Here is a 21,001-nt window from a genome sequence, read left to right on the forward strand (position 1 = left end):
TTTCGCAAACTGCGATAAAAATCGGTATAATTGAAATTTTATTCTTAAAGTTATCATATGAAGATTCTAGCTGGATTACATCGTTTTCCATCAGATATGGGATGTGTAGCAACAATCGGTAATTTTGATGGCGTACATTTAGGGCATCAGGCCATCCTGAAAAGATTGCAGCAAAAATCAAGGGAATTGAATTTGCCCTCTGTTGTATTGACTTTTGAACCGCAGCCCGCCGAGTTTTTTCTTGGAAAGGACACTTTGGCGCGATTATCTACTTTCAGAGAAAAGGTAGAAATTTTTTCCAGATACGGGATAGATTATATTTGCAGGTTAAAGTTCAATAGTGAAATGGCTTCAATGAGCGCTGAAACCTTTGCAAAAAAGTATCTTCTCGATTTATTACAACTGCGCTATTTAACAGTGGGCAATGATTTCCAGTTCGGGGCCAACCGTCAGGGAAATGCGCTATTATTAAATGATTATTTCAAGGCTCAAGGCCGGGAATTAGAGATATTTCCTGATTTTGAGATAAATGGCAAACGAGTCAGTTCCACCCGAATCAGAAAACTGTTGAAAGAGGGCAGGCTAACTCAGGCTGCCAGTTTACTAGGCCGTACTTACAGCATTTCCGGGCGGGTGGTTGTCGGAAACAGGCAAGGTCACAAATGGGGAATTCCCACAGCGAATATAGCCCTTAACAGAAAAATACCTCCGTTTACAGGTGTGTTTTGCGTCGAAGTGAAACGGTGTAACGGCAAGATATATCATGGTGTCGCCAATTTGGGTGTTCGCCCAACAGTTGACGGTACTAAAACAGTATTGGAAGTTCATTTGCTCAATTTTCAGGAAAACCTGTATAGTGAACGATTACAAGTATTTTTCTTGCATAAATTAAGAGATGAAATAAAATTTTCCAATTTGGAAGATTTAATCCAGCAAATTAGAAATGATATTGTGGCGGCAGAACACTATTTTTCAAACAGCCGCCTGAATTTAACGCTTTTAGCAGAGTAAGTAATGGCAGATTATAAAGACAGCTTAAATTTACCGAACACTTTATTTCCAATGAAGGCCAGTCTGGCGCAGCGGGAACCGGAACGCCTTGCGGGCTGGCAGGATGCCAGGCTTTATCAGCAAATCAGATCAGAAAGAAAAGGTGCCGACAAGTTTATTCTGCATGATGGCCCTCCCTATGCAAATGGTCATTTGCATTGTGGACATGCCTTAAATAAAATTTTAAAGGATATTATTGTCAAATCCAAAACCATGAGCGGGTACGATTCACCATTCCAGCCCGGTTGGGATTGTCATGGCTTGCCTATTGAACTAAATGTTGAAAAAAAGATTGGGAAGGCCGGAGTAAAGGTTTCTGCAAGAGAGTTTCGTGAAAAATGCAGGGAATATGCCGCAAGCCAGATTGATATCCAGCGGGATGAGTTTCAACGCCTGGGCGTTTTTGGTGACTGGGAGCATCCCTATGCTACATTTGACTTCTCTTATGAAGCCAATATTATTCGTGCACTCGCAAAAATCATTGAAAACGGCCACCTGCAACAGGGATTTAAGCCTGTGCATTGGTGTATTGAATGCGGCTCTGCCCTGGCTGAAGCAGAAGTTGAATATGAAGAAAAAACATCCAGCTCTATTGATGTGAGTTTTTATGCGATTCATCCCGAGCAAATACTTAAAATTTTTGCTGCGGGTCGGGCAGTCAAACCCGTAATATTCCCAATATGGACTACAACCCCCTGGAGTTTGCCTGGAAACGAAGCGGTTTGCCTGCATCCGGAATTAAGTTATGAACTCGTGGATGCCGGGGCAGCCTGTTTTATTATTGCCTCCGAACTGGTTGAGAGCTGTATGAGCCGCTACGGTTTCTCTGAATACCAGTCTCTTGGACAGGTTCCTGGCTTGGATCTGCTAAAGCAGGCTCTGCAACATCCATTTCTGGATAAAACTGTTCCTGTAATTCTTGGTGAACACGTTACGATTGACGCAGGTACCGGCTGTGTGCACACAGCGCCGGCACATGGTCCGGACGATTATCAGGTGGGCAAAGCCTATAATTTGCCTCTGATTAACCCCATTAAAGCGAATGGTTGTTATGCTGCTGATGTGGAATACTTTGCGAATCAATCCGTCCTGAAGGTTAATGACAAGATTATTGCGCTACTTGAAGAACGAAAAGTACTGCTGAAAAATGAAGTCATTCGGCATAGTTATCCGCATTGCTGGCGTCACAAAACACCAATGATATTTCTTGCAACCCCACAATGGTTTATTTCCATGGAAAAAAACGGGCTGCGAACACAAATCTTAAAAACTATTAATGAAGTGAACTGGATGCCGGAGTGGGGCAAAGCCCGTATTGCCGGGATGATTGAGACAAGACCCGACTGGTGTATTTCCCGGCAAAGGGCCTGGGGCACGCCGATGCCCTTAATGGTTCATAAAGAAACCAGAGAGCTTCACCCAAATATAATCGACTTGATAGAGCAGGTTGCAAAACGCGTTGAAGAGAAGGGCATTGATGCCTGGTTTGAACTTGATTTGAAAGAACTTCTGGGCGATGAGGCAGAAAACTATGAAAAAATTACCGATACCCTGGACGTGTGGTTTGATTCCGGGGTTTCTCACTACAGTGTATTGAAAGCGAATCAAGAGCTATCGCTTCCGGCGGACATTTATTTTGAAGGCTCCGATCAGCATCGAGGATGGTTTAATTCTTCTATCACAACCGCTGTTGCTATTTATGGACATGCTCCTTATCGTACCGTTCTGACCCACGGATATACAGTGGATGCAGAAGGAAAAAAACTGTCAAAGTCCAAAGGGAATTATGTCGCTCTGGACAAACTTATCGGCCAGCACGGGGCAGATATTCTTCGTCTCTGGGTTTCATCTACTGATTACCGTAACGAGGTAAGTATTTCAGAGGAAATTATAAAGCGAAATGCCGACGCCTATCGGCGAATCAGGAATACAGCCCGGTTTTTATTAGCCAATTTATTTGATTTTGATCCCCAGACAGACTTATTGCCTGCCGATAAGCTGGTGGAGATCGATCGCTGGGTTGTCAAGCATAGCCAGCAGTTACAGGAAGAAATTCTGCAGGCTTATGATCAATATAATTTTCATATTATTTACCAGAAAATTCATAATTTTTGTGCAGTTGATCTTGGCAGCTTCTATCTTGACGTCATTAAAGATCGACAATATACGACCCCGAAAAACAGTATAGCCAGACGCTCCTGCCAAACAGCAATGTATCATATCATCCACGCGATGACTCGCTGGTTAGCTCCCATTCTGTCATTTACCGCCGATGAGATTTGGCAATATATCCCAGGCAAATCCTCTGAATCGGTGATGCTGGAAGAGTGGTATGATAGCTGGCCTGGAATTGGTCACGTTGATATGGCATTCTGGCGGCAATTACTCGAAATCAGAGATGAGGTAAATAAAGCACTGGAAGCTCAGCGACAGCAGGGAGTTATAGGTTCTGGATTAGCGGCAGAGATTCGCTTGTATGTTAGTCCGGCGCTTTTAGATAGACTCAAGCCCCTTGAAAATGAGCTGCGGTTTCTGTTTATCACTTCGGACGCTAAAGTTTTTTCGATTGAGGAAAAGCCGGAAGAGCTTTCTACACTCTCTGATTTAAAGCTTGCAATCGAAGTCAATGCCAGCCCTTATGAAAAATGCATTCGTTGCTGGCATCGTCGTGACTCTGTTAACAAGCAGGAAAATTTTCCCGAAGTATGTGATCGTTGTGCAGACAATTTAAGTGGTCAGGATGAAGTGAGACAATTTGCATGAAGAAATGGCACTGGTTCATTATTAGTATCCTGGTAATTGCTCTGGATCAAATAAGCAAATATTGGGCGTCGACCCATCTGGTTGCTTATCAGCCAGAGCCTTTAATCCCAATGGTTAATTTTACCTTGGCATATAATACGGGGGCCGCATTTAGTTTCCTGAGTGGAACAGGCAGCTGGCATCGCTGGTTTTTTGCAGGCTTTAGTATTGTAATGAGTATCGCACTAATCATCTGGCTGGTGCGCTTACCCAATAAAGCAATTCTGCAGTCACTTGCAGTTAGCCTGATCCTCGGTGGGGCGATTGGCAATTTGTATGATCGTGCACTGCTGGGGCATGTAATTGATTTTATTGATGTGTATTACCAGAATTATCATTGGCCAGTCTTTAATGTGGCCGATAGCGCGATTTGCCTGGGAGCTTTTTTCCTGCTCCTGGATCTATGCAAGAGCCCCGTCCGATAAAGAGGTTAATAATTTAACCTCTGGATTCAGAATGCTGATTGCAGCAACTGACGGCAAGCTTAAATAATGCTCTGCTTCATCCCATTCGACTTCCGCGGGGAATAAACGAAGGGTGGGCAGGCATTTATTTAATAGTGCGCAAAATGATAAGGACGCAGGAAAAGGCCTTGCCTGGTGATAGCCTAGCGCCATTACCTGCATTGCTTCGGATAATGTAGCAATTCCTGGTAGATGGTTAATTGAATAGATAGCAGCTGTTTGTGCAATAGCGGGTAAAAAACCCGGGCTGGAAACAAAGTGTACACCTGCCTGATAGCAATCTTCCAGTTGTTGAGTGCTGATAACGTTACCTGCTCCAATGCGAAGCCCGGGAAATTCGGTCAGAATTTTTTTCAAAAGCCCCTCATCACAGCTGTTGATCTCAACGACCGAGAAACCTGCCTTTGCAATTTGTCTAAGCCGGTCAAATAAATAGGCATCGACATCGAGGCTTATTATAATTGATTGATTTCCAAACAATTTATCTGTCATCATAGATTTTCGCTAATACAGGCGCCGTAATGACTCCTATGTTAGAAGACTTACAAACTCTTAGCAAGCCTTTTGTAATGAAGGAAGCAGCTCATGCTGTCAAAGCTTACCTCAGGACCCAAATTGAACTAAACTTAATACAAGGACTATCGTTCACAGGAAAGGATCCGTCATGAATACAAATAAAATAAGCGCGATTTTCCGTGATGAAAGGACCCTCGAAAAAGCGATCAGTCATTTGACTGAGAAAACCCTTTCTTTGGGTGAAGTCAGTGTTCAGGGGCCTCCATCGAAAATGGTAGAAAAATTCGGCAAGCCTTATGTTAATCCGGAAACTGTACAGAAAGCAGAAGATTTTTCGCCAAAGCAAGAACCCTACATGCATGATGATTTTGGCTGGGTTCAAGGATTTTCAATATCAATTCCTATGTTTGTCGGCATTATTCTCGGCCTGCTTGCCGGAGGCGAATTGAATCATTATGCAGATAATCTTATTTTTGGAATCATAGGCGGCTTAATTGGTGCGGCAATTGGCTTCGGTATAATGAAGTCCATTAGAAATGCACGTAAAGCCAAAATTGAGAAGCAGGAGCATATGGGTGGTTTTGTGTTATGGCTGACCTGCACTAACGAACAACAGCAGCAGGCGATATTCTCTATATTAAATGAACATCATGCTGAGAATATTACACTGCACTCCGACAGTCCTCATATCGTTTCATAAAGGAGTATTCTTATGGGCAATGTTGAGCAATTTTTGAAATCCAGCGCCTTTGCCGTAGTAGGGGCCTCAAGTAACCGCAGCAAATTTGGCAATAAAGTATTACGCTGCTACCTGGCTCACGATATGAAAGCCTATCCGGTTAATCCATTCGAGGATAACATTGAGGGGCAGGCAAGCATCAAAGATCTTTCAGATCTTCCTGATGAGGTTGAGAGTATATCGATTATCACGCCTCCTGCTATTACCGAAAAAATTGTTGACGCGGCCATTACAAAGGGAATAAAAAACATCTGGATGCAGCCCGGAGCTGAAAGTGAATCAGCCATTGAGCAAGGCTTAAGGCATGGAATCAACGTAATAGCTAGAGGCCCTTGTATTCTGGTGGTATTGGGATTTGATGAGTGGTGGTGAGTAATTAGATCGATTGCCTTAACTGCTCGATAGTCATTGGTGGATAGAAATAGATACCCTGAAACAGATTGCAACCTCTTGATTTGAAAAACTCCAGATCATCTTCCCGCTCAATGCCCTCAATAATCACTTCACTGTTCTGTGACAGTAATTGTTTAAGCATGATATCTATTTCAGTCTGGTCTACTTTTCGTTCATAAATTTTTCGTACATAGTAGCGATCAAATTTAATCTGCCTGGCACCAATTTCAGCCATAAAGCGATATGACGTAAATAAGGAATAACCACAGGACACCGCAATATTGATTCCGCTTTTCTGTAATAGCTGTACGCTCATAGCGGCGGCCTGTAGCTTTGTCATTAGATCGTTATTGATTTCAAGACTTAACATCGAGGGTGAAAAATCATAATGCTGCAAATTGTCCTGCAATTCCTGATAAAAATCCGGATGAAGAAACTGTGAGGCACTAATATTCACATGAAGTCTGAGGCTTGTGGAGTTAATCATTTTCATATCTTGTAAGGCCTGAGCAATAACCCATTTTTCAATCGCAGGCAAAAGCTGATATTTTTCGGCAATAGGGAAAAATTCATTAGGCAATAGCAGACCGCCCTGATCGTCCTTGCATCGTAGAAACGCTTCGATGGCAACAATTTGGTTGTCCATGGTGACAATGGGTTGATAAAAAAGACAAAGTCCTTCGTTATTCAAAGCTTCTTTAAGATAGGAGTAGGTAATCAGATTCGATGATGATTTATTTTGAGGTTCATCAATAAAATAAGACGATTGTTTGTTGATAGTTTTCGCATGCAGCATCGTAGAAACTGCTTTCACTAACAAAGTATCGAGATAAATTCCATTTTCAGGATAGACTGCAGCGCTAAGCGACAAGCCAATGGGCTGCTTAGCTGATTTATTTTCCGAGTTAATCATTTCAATCAGGACCAGGCGAAGATGGCCTAGAATCTGTTCCAGCGCATTTCGTTGTTGAAAACTGGCGAGGGTGATTAAATAATTGTGATTCAGTTTACCGGCAAAAACAAATTGCTGTGATTGACTGGACAGGTAGCTCACTATCTTGTCGCTAGCACTCTGATGACTGTTTTTACCATTGGGTTCATAATCGGGCGTTTCAATTTTCAATAAAATAAGCGCAAAACTGTCGTTATTATTATCACCGGTATTTTCGTCAAAAAAACTGGACAGTGTAATTTCTGATCCGGGTAGCAGGTTAGGACAGGCATCAAATTGCGGCATATGAGTTATGACAGAGTCAACTAAATCACCGAGTATTTGTACGGACAATAAGCGCAGGAGATAGAACTGCAGATCGCCTTCATCATCGTTAATCCTTATGATCAGAACATTGGCGAGATAGGCCTGTCCTGTGCGGGTGCGATTTATCATAGAACCTTGCCAGCGCTGATTTATCTCAAGGAACTGTTCAACCTTTTTAAAATAGGAGTCATCGTGCAGACCTGAGCCTAACAAGAAAGCATCCTGTCCAATTAGTTCGGCGGGGGAATAACCAGTGATGCGCGATGCAGTGACGTTATTCAATATGATTTTATTGAGCGAATTGAGAACAAAGACCCCATCCTGAGAACTTTCAATAAGCTCATTGATGAGTCTGAACTCTAAACCGGTCGTGTCCATATAATCATTCCTTTGAGCCTGTTAAATCAAGTGGGCAGATTGATAAACTAATCCCTTAGATTCATCTGATACCACAGTATACCTATACTGTTTCCTTTAAAAAATCCTTTTTGACGAATTGCAGAATTTTTATTGAGTAGATTTTGCTGCTTCATAAATTGGGTATAGCTAACCAAGGGAATTTGTCAAATACATTACGGTAATTACTAATAGAAATTAGCTACCAGCACTGGTCAACGGTTCCGCTTGGTGCCCCACCAGGCCCCGCAGCAATTCCTTTAGCCCCCAGGCTATTCACAGTTAAGGTCTGACAGAGGCGATCGTCACGACCCTGGTTATTTCGCGGGATAGCCTGGAGCGTATAGGTAGAGGCTGTTTGCGAGCTGATAGAAAGCGTATACCATCCTTCAGGCGATATATTGCTGGAGCGGATATCATTGGCGCCGCCAGTTCCGATTGTAGCGTTTAAATAGGTATTACGCTCTGAATAGTAGCGCTCCATTCGGCTCGCCAGGTCCATTATTGCGGATTGACCGTCGCTTCGTCTGGCGCTAACGATGTATTGTAAATAACTCGGGTAAGCAATACTGACCAGAATTCCAATAATGACCATGACAATCAGTAATTCAATTAGTGTAAATCCTTTTTTCATAATACCCTCTAAAAGACTGGTGAACTTAGTTGATAATCACTTGTACTGATCTGAACCTGCGGTTTCCGATTCAAAGTATAAGCGGAATGTAGTTGTTCCGCCGATTTATGGAATAAGCGGTTGCAGGGCGTATCATCTTTTGCTTTTGAAAGATGAGCCTTGGGCAAATCATCGATAAGCATTTCAAGAAGGCATTGCGTAGAATCCTGGTCTTCCAGACGTTCAATACGCATTACATCTTCCTGAAAATAATCAAAATCAGTTTGCGGCTGGTGTGCTGCGGCATCCTGGGCCGCGAAAGCCCAATGAAACAAAGCATGTCGGCCTAACTGGATCTCTTTTAAAATTAATTGACGACTAAACCCGGCCGCCTGATCGATTAGATTGCTGGATTTTGTGACAATCGTCGCACTTAAACGCAGTAAATAGCCTATCGTGTAATCTGAAACATAGCCAGTGTAAAATAAAGTCTTTCCCAGCATGAATGCTGCCAGTCGGCTTATGGGATCAATTAATGTCAGAGACAGGCGAATCCCAAGAAAAGTCAGATCCAGAAGCGGAAGAATGATGAGGTTTTTTAGTAACTGAAAAAAGGGGATTATCACCATACACACCAGGGTAGTCAGTAAATTAAGCAAGTTATTATTAGAGTAGCGCTGAATCGGGTTGCTAAATCCATAAAGCGGTGACAGGCGAAAACCTGATAAATAATTCCAGCCTGTTTTTCTCTCTGCAAACTCACTTAGACTTTGGCCAATCGCCTGAACATTTCCAAGCGCTCCCAGTGTTTTGCTAACGAGACTGGTGATACCTCTAAATGGCACATGAATAAACAGGGCGCTTAACTCCATAAATGGAATTGTTAAGAGGGCGAGCGTAAAATCCAGTGTACCAGCGACAATTTCTTTAGCTGTTTGTATAGTTAGTGCAAGGCTTTTGCCAAGACCCGACCCAAAGCCATTTTTAAACCCGTAATAGCGCCATTCAATAAAGGGCGATATGGCAATTTTGAGGAAAATAAAGCCGCCGTGTAATAACCATTTAATGGTTCCCAAAAGCCAATCATCGCCGGGATGCATGATGGTGTCAAAGGCGGCTGCACCAAATTTTCCTCCAACAGCCAATCGATTGGGCCAGGGAAATGTGCCCATTTCTTTCTCAATCGCAGGAAATGTCTTGCATAAACCATAACCTAGTCCAAGAGCGAGGCTGATGATGATCGCAACCTGGGCGGGCTCATCTTTCAGAACGCTCACCGCTTTAATAAAGAATTGATCCAGGTCACCGCCCACAATGACTCCCTGCCAGTAAGTGACAGCCGCAGAAATAGCCTCCGAAACGGTACCGTGACTCATCCAGCGCCCTAAAGCCTGAGTTGGTTCAATACCATAGATCAAACCATTCAGATGAAGCTTGGCCAGGATGGACTTTAGCAGCTCCGGAGCGGCAACAGCCCCCGCACCGTAAATATAGGCAGCAAGTGCCAAGGATCCAATAATAGGATTTTGCTCGCTAATATCAATGAACAAAGCTGAAAAATGCCTTAATACACCCAGCACTCTATGAAATGGATTGTTGTAAGGGGGAGGGCTTTGCAGATGTTCTGCTCTGGCGATGACATATTGATTAACATGTATTTGTCTTTTAACAAACTCCTCCAGTGTTTCTCCATTGGCAAGCAGCCCCTGACCCTGAAGAATGTCTTGTAAACTTCGCAGGTGGGCTGGCAGCACTCGTAAGGGTTTAGACGGGGGACTTTCTTTTTTTAATTGGGGATGGCCTGAATGCAGATGATTGGAAAAATCGTCCTTCAGGGTTTCAGTGATATAAGCGTAAACCTTTGTATATAAAAATTTAAAAAAACGAGGCACGTTCACTAGAAATGCTTTGAATGTTAATTTCGCCCGTTCAGGAAAATAGAGATGGCGCTTGCTCAATTGCATCAGAGTCAGCAGGTCCTGATTCGTTGGTAAAATATAATAACATTCATTTTCCTTAAAATAATGCCATTGACGTATGCGATTATTTTTTCTAAGGACAATTGAATTTGAGCCTGCCAGGCGCACCCAGGAGCCGTCATGAGCGGTCCATAACAATTGTTCTGCCTGTTCAAAGGTCTCGGTTTTGGCGATTTCCACGGGATTATTCACCAGGCTTTCAACTAATGAATGAAGATTCAGGTGAGCTTGCTGTCCAACACCTTCAAAAAAATAATAAGGCTCAATACTGGTAGTGGATATGCCATTTAATCGCCTTTCTTCTCTAAGCTTTGGCTCGGGCTTTTGTGGCATTGCCAGATAATCAACCCATTTTTGGATATCCTGCCATCGCTTTCTTAAAAACGTCTCCAGCCGCTTAAAACGATTGGCATCAATCTGGTTTAATTCATTTGCTTCATTAAAACCGTATTGACGCGAAATAACCCAGAGCGCTTCTTTCAATAATTCTTCTTTATCACCATTTTCCAGGTGAGTCTCACTATCCCAGATAAAACAAGGATTGTTCTTCGTTTCAGATACCCTGGAAAAATCATGTTGATCAATTCTACTTACTGGAAAAACCCGATTAAATTCATATCGTTGAGCAAAGTCACGTGCGTGAAATAAAATTTTACCGAGCGTTCCCTCCGAAACGGCAGGATGATTGGCCAGCAAAATATTCCCATCCTGGCATGCTTCAATGACCGCCAGTACTTTAATGCGCAGGTCTTCTTGTCTTGACCATTCCTCACACTGAATTTGTCGTTCCTCTTCAAGAAGCAGAGATAACTGTTGAATACAGTTTTGCGTCAGCTGAATTTTTTTCTTCTGATGAATGGAAAGCGGTCTGTCATAAGAATCCGCGTGCAGGAAATAGCCGTTTAAACGGCTGATGGTATTGGCAATCAGAGAGGAAGGCCGCTCTCCAGGCATCTCCTGGAGTAGCGCGGTATCTTCTGTCATCAGCAATATTTGCATTGTTTTATTGTCATGACGCGCTAATAGCCGCAGAATACCTCCCGGTATACGGTAATCCATACTATAATGCCCGTATAATAAGCTAGCCTCTTTGGGCGTTAAGCTGCTCACTGTTGCTGTTTCGTTATCAACAGGTTTAACGGTTAAGGGAATAGCTATTTGCAGATGATCATCCGTTGCTCTTAAATTGGCCATTTGCTAGTTACCGTTTATCCATATGGTCTTAAACATTAGCGTTATTAGGGTTGATAAGGCAAGTGCTTTTGAATAAGTAATCTTATCAATTCACGGTTACTGTATTGGCCGAGTCATGCTAAAATGACTCCAAATTAATCAAGGTTTTATTGAATGACTAGTTATTGCGGCTATATTGCTTTAGTAGGGCGTCCTAATGTAGGCAAATCAACCCTGTTGAATCGAATTTTAAAACAGAAAATCAGCATCACTTCGCGAAAACCTCAAACGACGCGACATAGTATATTAGGGATCGATACCTGCGGAGACTACCAATATGTCTATGTGGATACGCCGGGTATTCATCAGGGTTCCAAAAAAACCATGAATCGAATGATGAATAAAACAGCCGTCAGTGTGCTGCGTGATGTCGATGTGGCTGTATTGGTAGTAGATGGAACGCATTGGAATGACGAGGATGAGTATGTCCTTAAGCTAATCAGGCAATCAGGCGTACCCTGTATACTCGCGATTAATAAAGTGGATAAGCTTGCAGACAAATCCGCCTTGCTGCCCTGGATAGATAAAATATCCCAGCAACATAACTTCGTTGCCATGATTCCCTTATCAGCAAGAACCGGGGTGCAGGTTGAAGAATTGCAGAATCAGCTTAAGCCGTTTTTACCCGAAGGTCCCCATTTGTTTGGAGAGGATCAAATCACTGATCGGCCGATAAAATTTCTTTGCGCAGAACTGCTTCGTGAAAAAATATTCCGTCTCTGCGGACAGGAGCTGCCTTACTCGACGACTGTGGATCTTGAATCCTACAAAGATGAAGGGGATCTGGTGACCATTCATGCCCTGATTCTGGTCGACAAAGATAATCACAAGCGAATGATAATCGGCGATAAAGGGAAAAAGCTGAAAGAAATGGCGACTAGCGCCCGTCTGGATATGGAAGAGTTACTGGGCAAAAAAGTATTTTTACGTTGCTGGTGTAAAGTGAAGTCAGGCTGGTCTGATGATGAGCGTATGCTACGGCAATTAGGCTATGATCACTGAAACCTGTAAAGCATGGCTTTTGCACAGGCGCCCATCGGGTGACAGCAGTCTTCAAGTCCGATTTTTTACAAGAGAAATGGGCGTAATTGATTGCCTGTATCGAGGCGGGCGCAAACCTGGAAAACATGCTTTGGTACAGCCTTTCTCTGCATTGTGGTTGTCGGTTAATCTGCGAAGAGATTTTTTCTATATTAATACCGTGGAGTCAACAGAAACGATTCTCGACTTGCAGGGAAACGCATTATTTACAGCGCTTTACCTTAACGAACTAATTTATTATACAATCAGGCCCCAGGATCCCTGTCCCTGGTTATTCGACAGTTATGAATTAACACTTAAGGCACTGCAGATTACTAATGGCAAGCTGGCGATTGAAATCATACTGAGACAGTTCGAAAGGTGTTTATTAAGTACCTGCGGCTATAGTCTGAATCTGAGCGAAGAGGCTTCAACAGGAGATGCCATCGCTGCAGATCATTATTATCAGTTTATTCCCGGTACTGGTTTTCTTTTATCCCGCCAAGGTTTTCAGGGATCTGATATTCTCGCTTTTGCCAATCAGGATTTCAGTCGTCTGTCTGTTCTTAAAATGGCTAAAGCCATTATGCGTCAAGCCATTGATCACTTATTGGCCGGCCGCGAGCTGAAATCGCGAGCCCTGTTTTTAATTGCCAGGAGCGAATGATTCCTGGAGAGTGTTCATTACTCCGTCAGTTTGATGAAGACTCTCGATTCTTCTACTTTCTCGCATTATAACCTGATATGATAAATTGAAATGAAGTGCCGGCCACTTGGTTATTCTATTGCATTTGTAACAGGTGAAGTATGTTAAAAGAGATATTATTGGGCGTAAACATTGATCACATCGCAACCATTCGTCAGGCCAGGGGAACTCGATACCCTGATCCGGTACAGGCAGCAATGGAGGCAGAAGAGGCGGGCGCGGATGGCATCACTTTGCATATGCGGGAAGATCTGAGGCACATACAAGCCCGGGATGTCCGATTGATTAAGGCTGTTTTACAAACAAGAATGAATCTTGAACTGGCCGTTACTGATGCTATGCTGGATTTTGCTGAGGAAATTTCACCTGAGCATGCCTGTCTGGTTCCTGAAAAAAGAGAAGAGCTGACTACTGAAGGCGGTCTGGATGTGCTTGGCCATTTTACAGCCGTATCAAACGCTGTGAGACGGTTAAAGGCTAACGGCAGTGAAGTCTCTCTGTTTATTGATGCTGATCTTAAACAAATTGATGCGGCGGTTGAGACAGGGGCTCCGGTTATCGAAATTCATACGGGATGCTATGCCGACGCAAGCAGTCCGGAAACTCAGAATCTGGAGCTTGAACGAATAACGCAGGCTGCAAATTATGCTGCCAGCAAAGGTTTGATTGTAAACGCCGGACATGGTCTGCATTATCATAATGTAAAAGCCATCGCGGCTATACCGGAAATGAATGAACTTAATATTGGGCATGCCATCATTGCGAGAGCACTGTTTACCGGTTTAAAGCAGGCAGTGAAGGATATACGTCAACTCATGCTGGAAGCAAGGAATTATGTCAACAACTGATGCGATTGTAATTCGCCTCACCGGAGATTCTGGTGACGGGGTTCAATTACTGGGCGAGCAACTCACTATCACTGCTGCACTTACCGGACGAGAGGTGCGTACTCTGCCTGATTTTCCAGCTGAGATCCGTGCACCGGCTGGAACGGTGGCGGGAGTGTCCGGTTTTCAGTTAGCGATGGCGGAAGAGGCTATTTTTACCGCAGGTGAAACTTTAAATGTATTGGTTGCTTTAAATCCTGCAGCCTTAAAAAACTCTCTGGAGTTTTTATCTCCGGGGGGCTTGCTGATTATCAATGAAGACAGCTTTACTGAGAAGGATTGGCAAAAGGCTGGTTTAAGCAGTGATTTTTTAAAAGGGGCCAGCGAGCTTTATCAGATTTTGAGTCTGCCGCTAATCAGTCTGACTATCAAAGCAGTAGAGGGCCTGGGTATTACGCATGCTCAAGCCAAGAAGACCAAGAATTTCTATGTGCTGGGTCTGGTATTATGGCTTTTTGATTTACCTGCCGAAAATTGTCTGGCGTTTATTGCTAAAAAATTTAAAAACAATTCAGAAATTGCCAAAGCAAATGAATTGACGTTATTGGCTGGTTATAACTACGCCATGACGCTGGAACTGGCCAGACAGCATTTCATGTTGGGCAAGGTGAACAGAGAGCCAGGGGAATATCGGCAGATTACCGGAGTTGAAGCTTTGAGCATGGGACTTGCAGCCTTAACTGTGGGTACCCAGACCAGAATGCTGGTATCCGGATATCCTATTACACCTGCTTCCGCCATTTTACATGAGTGCGCAAAATTCACTGATTATGGTATTCAGTTATTACAGGCTGAAGATGAAATTGCCGCTGTCTGCGCCTGCATTGGCGCGGCTTTCGGGGGCAACCTTGCTTTGACTTGCACCTCCGGTCCGGGCCTTGATTTAAAAAGCGAGGGCTTGGGGCTTGCGGTGATGACTGAATTACCCCTGGTCGTGGTCGATGTACAACGGGCCGGCGCTTCCACCGGATTGCCAACTAAAACAGGGCAAAGCGATCTCAGGCAGGCTTTATATGGACGTCATGGTGAAGCTCCTTTACCGGTTATCGCTGCTCGTTCGGCAGCCGATTGTTTCAAAACTATTATTGAAGCATTCTCAATAGCAGTTTCTTATATGACGCCAGTGATTGTTTTGCTGGATGCTTATCTGGCCAATGCCGCAGAGCCCTGGAAAATTCCTGACTTCGACTCTTTGAAATTGCCTGAGATAGAATTTAACCATTTTGATAAGCCTTATCAGCGTGACGATAAATTGGCTCGAAGCTGGAATCCGCCAGGTGTACCTGGCTTCATACACCAGATTGGCGGGCTGGAGAAACAGGGAGAAGAAGGGAAGGTTAGTTACGATGCTCAAAACCATCAGAAGATGGTGAATTTACGAGCTGCCAAGATTGCAGGGATAAGCAAAATTTATGAGCCACTTCATGTAGAAGGAAGTCAGAACGCCTCGACATTAATAATTGGATGGGGAAGTACCTATGGCAGTCTTAAATCAGCTGTCCAGCATGCGGCTTTAGAAGGGCTTGAGCTTGCCCTGCTACAACTTCGTCATTTGAATCCATTTCCAGATGATCTGGGTCCTTTACTCCAAAAATACAAGAAGGTGCTGGTGGCTGAACTGAACTCCGGACAATTATGCCAGTTGCTCAGAGCCGAATATTTGGTCGATTGCCGTTCAATCAATCAATGTAACGGTCAACCATTTACAGTCAGTTTTTTACTTCAAGCCATCAAAGCGGAAGTCGATTATGAACACTCAATACAAGCGTGATGATTTTGCCAATTCAAATGAAGTTCGCTGGTGTCCTGGATGCGGTGACTACGCTATCCTGATGGCATTGCAGCGCTTGCTCCCGGAGCTTGGTCTGCCGCCTGAACAGCATGTATTTATATCAGGAATTGGCTGTGCCGGCCGGCTTCCTTATTACATGAACACCTATGGTCTGCATACAATACATGGAAGGGCGCCTGCTGTCGCAACAGGTCTCAAAACCATGCGAGACGATCTTACCGTCTGGATTATTACCGGAGATGGAGATGCTTTGAGTATTGGCGGTAATCATTTTATTCATTGCCTGCGCCGTAACGTCAATGTCAATATTTTATTGTTTAACAATCAGGTCTATGGTTTGACTAAAGGTCAGTTTTCACCGACCTCACAAAAAGGTCAGATTACAAAAACCTCACCGCAGGGCGTTAATAATGAACCCATTAATCCCCTTATGCTTGCTTTGGCAGCAGGAGCCAGCTTTGTTGCCAGAGCAGTTGATAAAGATCCCAATCATCTAATCACAGTGCTCAGGAAAGCTTATGAGCATCCTGGATGCTCATTTGTTGAAATTTATCAGGATTGCAATATTTTCAATAATGGTGCTTTTGATGGTTTTGCCTTAAAAACAAACCGTGCGGACAAGACCGTGCTATTGGAAGAAAATAAACCTCTTGTGTTTGGAAGCAATGGTGAGAAGGCTTTATCATTGAAGGGAGAGACACTTGGAATCATCGCTCATGATGAACAAAACACGTATGTCCATGATAGCAGCAATCTGATAGCCGCCATGCGCCTGGCTCAGATTCATTATCCAGATTATCCAGTACCCTTGGGTGTTTATTATCAGCAGCCACGTCAATGCTATCAGTTTGATAAACCAATAACTAAAACAAAAGCTGATGTAGAGCATTTATTCAGGGCAAAGGCGTCCTGGAGTCAGGATTAGCATATCATTCGTAATCGAAGGCCTGGTTTCGAAGAATCCAGAAGACTCATAAGAGAAGCACTGCACCTGCGGACAAGCCGCAGGGCGTAGTGGAGATGTACAGATACCTTTCAGATCAGGAAGTTTAGCAAATGTAGCTTAAACTCAGTTGCAATTGATGGGCATAGAAATTATCAGTTTCAATTCCCTTACCTACTGTTTGGCCAGAAGCGCGACTTAATTCAGTTTTACCCCAATCTGCAAATTCATAACCTAAGCCGACTTGCCAGTTAGAATTCAACGCTGTTTGCAATCCGATCCCCAGCGTATAAACAAAAGATGATTTTGTTTCTGAGTTAAAGGGAGGCGCTGGAATTTCTTGAAATATTCTGGCAGCAATCTGGAAATCTCGAGCCTGATTAAAACCTATACCGGCGCTTGCGCTGACATAGGGCTCAACCCACTCATCAAGATCCATAAGCAGCTTACCTTTTACAGCAAGATGATAATGATTCACTTTATACTGATAGGTAAAATTATTAAATGCAGGGTCAGCATCTTCCCAGATATCCCCTTCCAGTTTTACCTGTGTTGTAGCTGCTCCCGCTATCCCGATTTGACCGCGTAGCGTATTATTGATGGGGTGTTGCCAGCCAAGGAATAACTCGATAGCAGGAACGACTTTTGAGTTGGTGGTATCAGAATAGGTTTTAACAATATCAGGTTGTAGCGTCAGGGTTTGAGTTTCGCCAGGATCGACCCAGGCTGCAGCGAGACTTACAGTCGCTACATAAGCTCCCGCTGGTACCGCACCCATTGTGCCAGCGAAAGAACTGGAAGCGAGTAACATGCCTATCGAAATTAGAGCATTATTTTTTGTATGCATGTCTTGTCCTTGACTTATAATTGGAGACAATATTAAAAAAACGGGTTAATGATATGATCGATAAGCAGTTTAGGCAATAAGGGGATGAAAAAATCCCGACTGGCGTCGGGATTCAGATAGGAAAAACGAATCGATTAATCTCTGTTGCCTGCAAAAGCGCTTAGTATGTTCAATAAACTGATAAACAGGTTATATATTGATACATAGAGAGATATCGTTGCGGAAATGTAATTTGTCTCACCGCCATGAATAATTTCGCTGGTCTGGAAAAGAATCAAGCCGGAGGAAATCAATACAAAGGCCGCTGAGATAGTTAACTGAAGGGCAGGGATATCAAAGAACAGACCTGCAATCATAGCCAGCAACGCAACCATCATTCCCACAAAAAGAAAGCCGCCAAGGAAGCTGAAATCCTTTTTAGTTGTCAGGGCATAGCCAGACAAGGCGAAGAAAATCATTCCGGTGCCGCCCAGTGCAGTACCAATCAGTTGCGGTCCATTAGAAAAACTGGCTACATAAAAGTTAAGAATAGGACCCAGGGTGTATCCGAGAAAGCCTGTGAACGCGAATGCGCTAACCAGTCCCCATACGCTGTTACGCAGAGCCTGAGTCAGAAACATTAAACCGTACACACCTGCTATCATGACAAATGGGTTCATTGGGCCTGCTTTGCTTGCATAAGACAGATAGGCTGTCAGTGCGCTAAACAGGAAAGTCATACTCAGAAGCAAATAAGTGTTTCGCAAAACACGATTGGTCGCGAGTACCGAATCGTTGCGTTGGCTTAAAACAGTAACGTCATTTCTATTCATTGACAGCTCCGGTTGTTTTGTCCTAATTAAAATAATATATAGTTATTTTAGCATATATATGGGAATGACTCTTGGCATTTCAAGTCTATAGAGATATTAAATTGAACTCAATAGTGTGACTACTGTATCCATCGTTGAATAGAATAATCAGAAAGTTAAAAGCGTGTAATATTCAATTATTTGAGAGTAGAATGAGATTCTGTTTTATGCAAGGAACACAATGATGTCCAAAGTGGCTGTATTACAAATGGTTTCTTCTGCCTCACCCGCTGAAAATTTGCGCCAGGCTGATTTATTGCTGGCAAGTGCAAAAGAGCAGAATGTTGAGTTAGCGGTTCTTCCAGAAAATTTTGCATTTATGGGATTGAAGGAAACCGACAAGCTTGGCTTGGCGGAGGCTTATCCGCACGGCGAAATTCAGGAAAAAGTCAGTGCGCTTGCCAGTAAATACAGGCTTTGGATTATCGCTGGAACAATACCGGTCAAAGGGTTGCAGGATAAAGTGCGTTCCTCAAGCCTTGTATTTGATGAACAAGGCATTTGTGCAGCCCGTTACGATAAAATCCATTTGTTTGATGTCAGAGTGTCTGAGCAAGAGGCCCATCAGGAGTCTCTGACAATTGAAAGAGGAAGCGAGCTGGTGGTTGTGGATACACCCGTAGGTAAAATCGGCTTGACAGTTTGCTACGATTTGCGTTTTCCAGAATTATATCAACAATTATTGATGAGGGGAGCAGAATTATTTTCCGTTCCTTCAGCATTTACGGCCATAACTGGCATGGCGCACTGGGAAGTTTTACTGAGAGCGCGTGCCATTGAAAATTTATGTTATGTGCTTGCCGCTAACCAGGGTGGAGCACATCAAAATGGCAGACAGACTTATGGTCATAGTATGATTATTGAGCCTTGGGGGAAAGTTCTGGGCCAGCATGAGAACAATGCAGGTATGGTGACTGCGGATATTGATTTGCCGCGGTTGCATCAGTTAAGACGGCAATTTCCATGTGTGGAACATCACGTCTTAATATGTAACTGAGGTTTATGCGGTCATGGTAGGTTAATAACGTATAAGGTGTTTATTATGAGTCAGGCGCTGGCAATTGCCAAAGAATTAATTTTAAAACCCGCTTCCCTTGATGAATCAACCATCGCTAAGCTGGTTCGTTCGATAATGGGACAGCATGTGGATGATGCTGATCTTTATTTTGAAAGCAGCAGCTATGAGTCCTGGTATCTGGAAGATTCCGAAGTTAAAAGCGGCAGCTATTCTCATGATAAAGGAGTAGGGATTCGAGCAGTTAGCGGTGATAAAACCGGTTACGCCTACTGTGATGATATCATTTTACCTGCATTGCAACGTGCCGCAGATGCCGCGCGTTCAATTGCTCTGGTCGCGACTAATCCTGTGCAGGCCATTCATGTGTCTGGAGCGCCTGTTGCCCGCTATCAGGGTATTAATCCGATTGAGGGAATGAATAAGCAGGAAAAAATCGCATTACTGGAAGCGATAGATAAGGAAGCTCGCCGTCTTGATCCCAGAGTGATTCAGGTGAATGCTTCATTGAGCGGCTGTTATGAGGTGATTATGATCGCCGGGATTGAGGGAAGAATGGTTGCAGATATCAGACCATTGGTAAGCATTCATGTCAGTGTACTGGTGGAAGATAAAAACGGCCGCCGTGAAAGCGCTCGCTCTGGAGGAGGAGGCCGGGTTCCCTATTCCTACTTTCTTGAGAAGGATCGTGCTTTGGAGTATGCACGAGAAGCAGTGAGGGAAGCTTTGATAAATCTGGAAGCAGAAGATGCTCCCGCAGGAACTATGCCTGTCGTATTAGGACCTGGCTGGCCGGGGGTGTTATTGCATGAGGCCGTAGGACATGGTCTGGAAGGTGATTTTAATCGCAAAGGCTTATCTGCGTTTTCCGGTAAAATCGGGCAGCAGGTTGCAGCCAAAGGGGTGACCGTGGTGGATGACGGTACTCTGGAAAATCGCCGCGGCTCCCTGACAATGGATGATGAAGGTACTCCAACGCAATGCACAACACTTATTGAAGACGGTGTATTAGTAAATTATATGCAGGATAAACTAAATGCCAAATTAATGGGAATGAAACCCACTGGAAATTGCCGCCGTGAATCCTACGCTCACGTACCAATGCCCAGGATGACTAATACTTATATGCTGGCTGGTCAATATGATCCGCAGGAGATAATTAAATCCGTTAAACGAGGTCTGTACGCAGTTAATTTTGGCGGTGGACAGGTTGATATTACTTCCGGACAATTTGTTTTCTCTGCCAGTGAAGCCTATTTGATTGAAAATGGCAAAATCACAAAGCCTGTAAAAGGAGCAACCCTGATCGGCAATGGTCCCGAAGTAATGAAGCAAATCAGTATGATTGGCAATGATTTGACCCTTGACGGTGGAATTGGTATTTGCGGCAAGGAAGGGCAATCCGTTCCTGTAGGCGTTGGGCAGCCAACGCTTAAGATTGATGCTCTGACTATTGGCGGAACGAAATAAAGATTCTGAGAATTGTTGTTCAATAAT

Annotated in this window: 18 protein-coding genes; 12 read left to right on the forward strand and 6 right to left on the reverse strand. The window is 43.7% G+C overall.

Features of this window, described 5'->3' with window-relative positions; genetic code table 11:
• Positions 1 to 57 precede the first annotated feature (57 nt).
• Genes ribF through lspA form a run of 3 tightly spaced genes read left to right on the forward strand, consistent with a single transcriptional unit; the run spans position 58 to position 4,277 of the window.
• Positions 58 to 1,011 carry a bifunctional riboflavin kinase/FAD synthetase gene (gene ribF, locus LXA66_RS07550; RefSeq protein ID WP_133139132.1) on the forward strand — a complete coding sequence of 318 codons (954 nt, stop codon included), beginning with the start codon at positions 58 to 60 and terminating at the stop codon, positions 1,009 to 1,011.
• Between the two features lie 3 nt (positions 1,012 to 1,014).
• Complete coding sequence (gene ileS, locus LXA66_RS07555; RefSeq protein ID WP_233012643.1) at positions 1,015 to 3,813, forward strand: isoleucine--tRNA ligase; 2,799 nt, start codon at positions 1,015 to 1,017, stop codon at positions 3,811 to 3,813.
• Entirely contained in the window at positions 3,810 to 4,277 is a 468-nt protein-coding gene (gene lspA / locus LXA66_RS07560) for a signal peptidase II (RefSeq protein WP_233012644.1), read from the forward strand. The genes ileS and lspA overlap by 4 nt, the downstream gene beginning before the upstream one ends.
• Here the strand turns inward: lspA and LXA66_RS07565 are convergent.
• The gene (locus tag LXA66_RS07565) at positions 4,254 to 4,811 is read right to left on the reverse strand and encodes a multidrug DMT transporter permease (protein WP_058506686.1); all 558 of its coding nucleotides are present in this window, start codon (positions 4,809 to 4,811) and stop codon (positions 4,254 to 4,256) included. The two genes, lspA and LXA66_RS07565, sit on opposite strands and share 24 nt — an antisense overlap.
• A 169-nt stretch (positions 4,812 to 4,980) precedes the next feature.
• Between LXA66_RS07565 and LXA66_RS07570 the strand changes: the two genes are divergently transcribed.
• A complete protein-coding gene (locus tag LXA66_RS07570; RefSeq protein ID WP_233012645.1) occupies positions 4,981 to 5,532 on the forward strand; it encodes a hypothetical protein in 552 nt (183 codons plus the stop codon).
• A gap of 12 nt (positions 5,533 to 5,544) precedes the next feature.
• On the forward strand, positions 5,545 to 5,943 hold the full coding sequence (locus LXA66_RS07575) for a CoA-binding protein (RefSeq protein WP_255665309.1): 399 nt from the start codon (positions 5,545 to 5,547) through the stop codon (positions 5,941 to 5,943).
• A gap of 4 nt (positions 5,944 to 5,947) precedes the next feature.
• Here LXA66_RS07575 and LXA66_RS07580 read toward each other — a convergent pair whose 3' ends face one another.
• The 3 genes from LXA66_RS07580 to LXA66_RS07595 all read right to left on the reverse strand — a co-directional run bounded on the left by LXA66_RS07580 (position 5,948) and on the right by LXA66_RS07595 (position 11,404).
• On the reverse strand, positions 5,948 to 7,600 hold the full coding sequence (locus LXA66_RS07580) for an EAL domain-containing protein (RefSeq protein ID WP_233012646.1): 1,653 nt from the start codon (positions 7,598 to 7,600) through the stop codon (positions 5,948 to 5,950).
• Between the two features lie 220 nt (positions 7,601 to 7,820).
• A complete protein-coding gene (locus LXA66_RS07585; protein ID WP_133139127.1) occupies positions 7,821 to 8,252 on the reverse strand; it encodes a type IV pilin protein in 432 nt (143 codons plus the stop codon).
• Positions 8,253 to 8,260: 8 nt separating this feature from the next.
• Positions 8,261 to 11,404 (reverse strand): hypothetical protein, encoded by a 3,144-nt coding sequence (locus LXA66_RS07595; protein WP_233012647.1) that lies wholly within the window; start codon positions 11,402 to 11,404, stop codon positions 8,261 to 8,263.
• A 153-nt stretch (positions 11,405 to 11,557) separates the two neighbouring features.
• Between LXA66_RS07595 and era the strand changes: the two genes are divergently transcribed.
• The 5 genes from era (at position 11,558) to LXA66_RS07620 (ending at position 16,773) form a co-directional block, all read left to right on the forward strand.
• Complete coding sequence (gene era / locus LXA66_RS07600; RefSeq protein WP_233012648.1) at positions 11,558 to 12,445, forward strand: GTPase Era; 888 nt, start codon at positions 11,558 to 11,560, stop codon at positions 12,443 to 12,445.
• Positions 12,435 to 13,130, forward strand: coding sequence for a DNA repair protein RecO (gene recO / locus LXA66_RS07605; protein WP_233012649.1), 696 nt, complete (start codon positions 12,435 to 12,437; stop codon positions 13,128 to 13,130). The genes era and recO overlap by 11 nt, the downstream gene beginning before the upstream one ends.
• Before the next feature lie 140 nt (positions 13,131 to 13,270).
• Complete coding sequence (pdxJ, locus tag LXA66_RS07610) at positions 13,271 to 14,017, forward strand: pyridoxine 5'-phosphate synthase (RefSeq protein ID WP_233012650.1); 747 nt, start codon at positions 13,271 to 13,273, stop codon at positions 14,015 to 14,017.
• The gene (locus tag LXA66_RS07615; protein WP_233012651.1) at positions 14,004 to 15,827 is read left to right on the forward strand and encodes a 2-oxoacid:acceptor oxidoreductase subunit alpha; all 1,824 of its coding nucleotides are present in this window, start codon (positions 14,004 to 14,006) and stop codon (positions 15,825 to 15,827) included. Before pdxJ ends, LXA66_RS07615 begins: the two co-directional genes overlap by 14 nt.
• Positions 15,805 to 16,773 (forward strand): 2-oxoacid:ferredoxin oxidoreductase subunit beta, encoded by a 969-nt coding sequence (locus tag LXA66_RS07620; protein ID WP_233012652.1) that lies wholly within the window; start codon positions 15,805 to 15,807, stop codon positions 16,771 to 16,773. The genes LXA66_RS07615 and LXA66_RS07620 overlap by 23 nt, the downstream gene beginning before the upstream one ends.
• Before the next feature lie 124 nt (positions 16,774 to 16,897).
• On the opposite strand, the gene LXA66_RS07625 is transcribed toward LXA66_RS07620, so the two are convergent.
• Together LXA66_RS07625 and LXA66_RS07630 are read right to left on the reverse strand one after the other, a co-directional pair.
• A complete protein-coding gene (locus tag LXA66_RS07625) occupies positions 16,898 to 17,638 on the reverse strand; it encodes an outer membrane protein (protein WP_233012653.1) in 741 nt (246 codons plus the stop codon).
• 134 nt (positions 17,639 to 17,772) lie between these two features.
• Positions 17,773 to 18,450: a Bax inhibitor-1/YccA family protein gene (locus tag LXA66_RS07630; RefSeq protein ID WP_133139120.1), complete on the reverse strand. Its 678-nt coding sequence runs from the start codon at positions 18,448 to 18,450 to the stop codon at positions 17,773 to 17,775.
• A 223-nt stretch (positions 18,451 to 18,673) separates the two neighbouring features.
• Here LXA66_RS07630 and LXA66_RS07635 point away from each other — a divergent pair, with 223 nt between their 5' ends.
• Complete coding sequence (locus LXA66_RS07635; RefSeq protein WP_233013030.1) at positions 18,674 to 19,486, forward strand: carbon-nitrogen hydrolase family protein; 813 nt, start codon at positions 18,674 to 18,676, stop codon at positions 19,484 to 19,486.
• Positions 19,487 to 19,531: 45 nt separating this feature from the next.
• Complete coding sequence (tldD, locus tag LXA66_RS07640) at positions 19,532 to 20,974, forward strand: metalloprotease TldD (RefSeq protein ID WP_133139119.1); 1,443 nt, start codon at positions 19,532 to 19,534, stop codon at positions 20,972 to 20,974.
• Positions 20,975 to 21,001: the final 27 nt, after the last annotated feature.

The sequence above is a fragment of the Legionella sp. 16cNR16C genome (assembly GCF_021297775.1).
Taxonomy (GTDB): Bacteria; Pseudomonadota; Gammaproteobacteria; order Legionellales; family Legionellaceae; genus Legionella_C; species Legionella_C quinlivanii_A.

Excerpts from the sequence above, each read along its gene's own strand:
- ribF (WP_133139132.1), top strand. The coding sequence starts at position 58 with ATGAAGATTCTAGCTGGATTACATCGTTTTCCATCAGATATGGGATGT.
- ileS (WP_233012643.1), top strand. The coding sequence starts at position 1,015 with ATGGCAGATTATAAAGACAGCTTAAATTTACCGAACACTTTATTTCCA.
- lspA (WP_233012644.1), top strand. The coding sequence starts at position 3,810 with ATGAAGAAATGGCACTGGTTCATTATTAGTATCCTGGTAATTGCTCTG.
- LXA66_RS07565 (WP_058506686.1), bottom strand. The coding sequence starts at position 4,811 with ATGATGACAGATAAATTGTTTGGAAATCAATCAATTATAATAAGCCTC.
- LXA66_RS07570 (WP_233012645.1), top strand. The coding sequence starts at position 4,981 with ATGAATACAAATAAAATAAGCGCGATTTTCCGTGATGAAAGGACCCTC.
- LXA66_RS07575 (WP_255665309.1), top strand. The coding sequence starts at position 5,545 with ATGGGCAATGTTGAGCAATTTTTGAAATCCAGCGCCTTTGCCGTAGTA.
- LXA66_RS07580 (WP_233012646.1), bottom strand. The coding sequence starts at position 7,600 with ATGGACACGACCGGTTTAGAGTTCAGACTCATCAATGAGCTTATTGAA.
- LXA66_RS07585 (WP_133139127.1), bottom strand. The coding sequence starts at position 8,252 with ATGAAAAAAGGATTTACACTAATTGAATTACTGATTGTCATGGTCATT.
- LXA66_RS07595 (WP_233012647.1), bottom strand. The coding sequence starts at position 11,404 with ATGGCCAATTTAAGAGCAACGGATGATCATCTGCAAATAGCTATTCCC.
- era (WP_233012648.1), top strand. The coding sequence starts at position 11,558 with ATGACTAGTTATTGCGGCTATATTGCTTTAGTAGGGCGTCCTAATGTA.
- recO (WP_233012649.1), top strand. The coding sequence starts at position 12,435 with ATGATCACTGAAACCTGTAAAGCATGGCTTTTGCACAGGCGCCCATCG.
- pdxJ (WP_233012650.1), top strand. The coding sequence starts at position 13,271 with ATGTTAAAAGAGATATTATTGGGCGTAAACATTGATCACATCGCAACC.
- LXA66_RS07615 (WP_233012651.1), top strand. The coding sequence starts at position 14,004 with ATGTCAACAACTGATGCGATTGTAATTCGCCTCACCGGAGATTCTGGT.
- LXA66_RS07620 (WP_233012652.1), top strand. The coding sequence starts at position 15,805 with ATGAACACTCAATACAAGCGTGATGATTTTGCCAATTCAAATGAAGTT.
- LXA66_RS07625 (WP_233012653.1), bottom strand. The coding sequence starts at position 17,638 with ATGCATACAAAAAATAATGCTCTAATTTCGATAGGCATGTTACTCGCT.
- LXA66_RS07630 (WP_133139120.1), bottom strand. The coding sequence starts at position 18,450 with ATGAATAGAAATGACGTTACTGTTTTAAGCCAACGCAACGATTCGGTA.
- LXA66_RS07635 (WP_233013030.1), top strand. The coding sequence starts at position 18,674 with ATGTCCAAAGTGGCTGTATTACAAATGGTTTCTTCTGCCTCACCCGCT.
- tldD (WP_133139119.1), top strand. The coding sequence starts at position 19,532 with ATGAGTCAGGCGCTGGCAATTGCCAAAGAATTAATTTTAAAACCCGCT.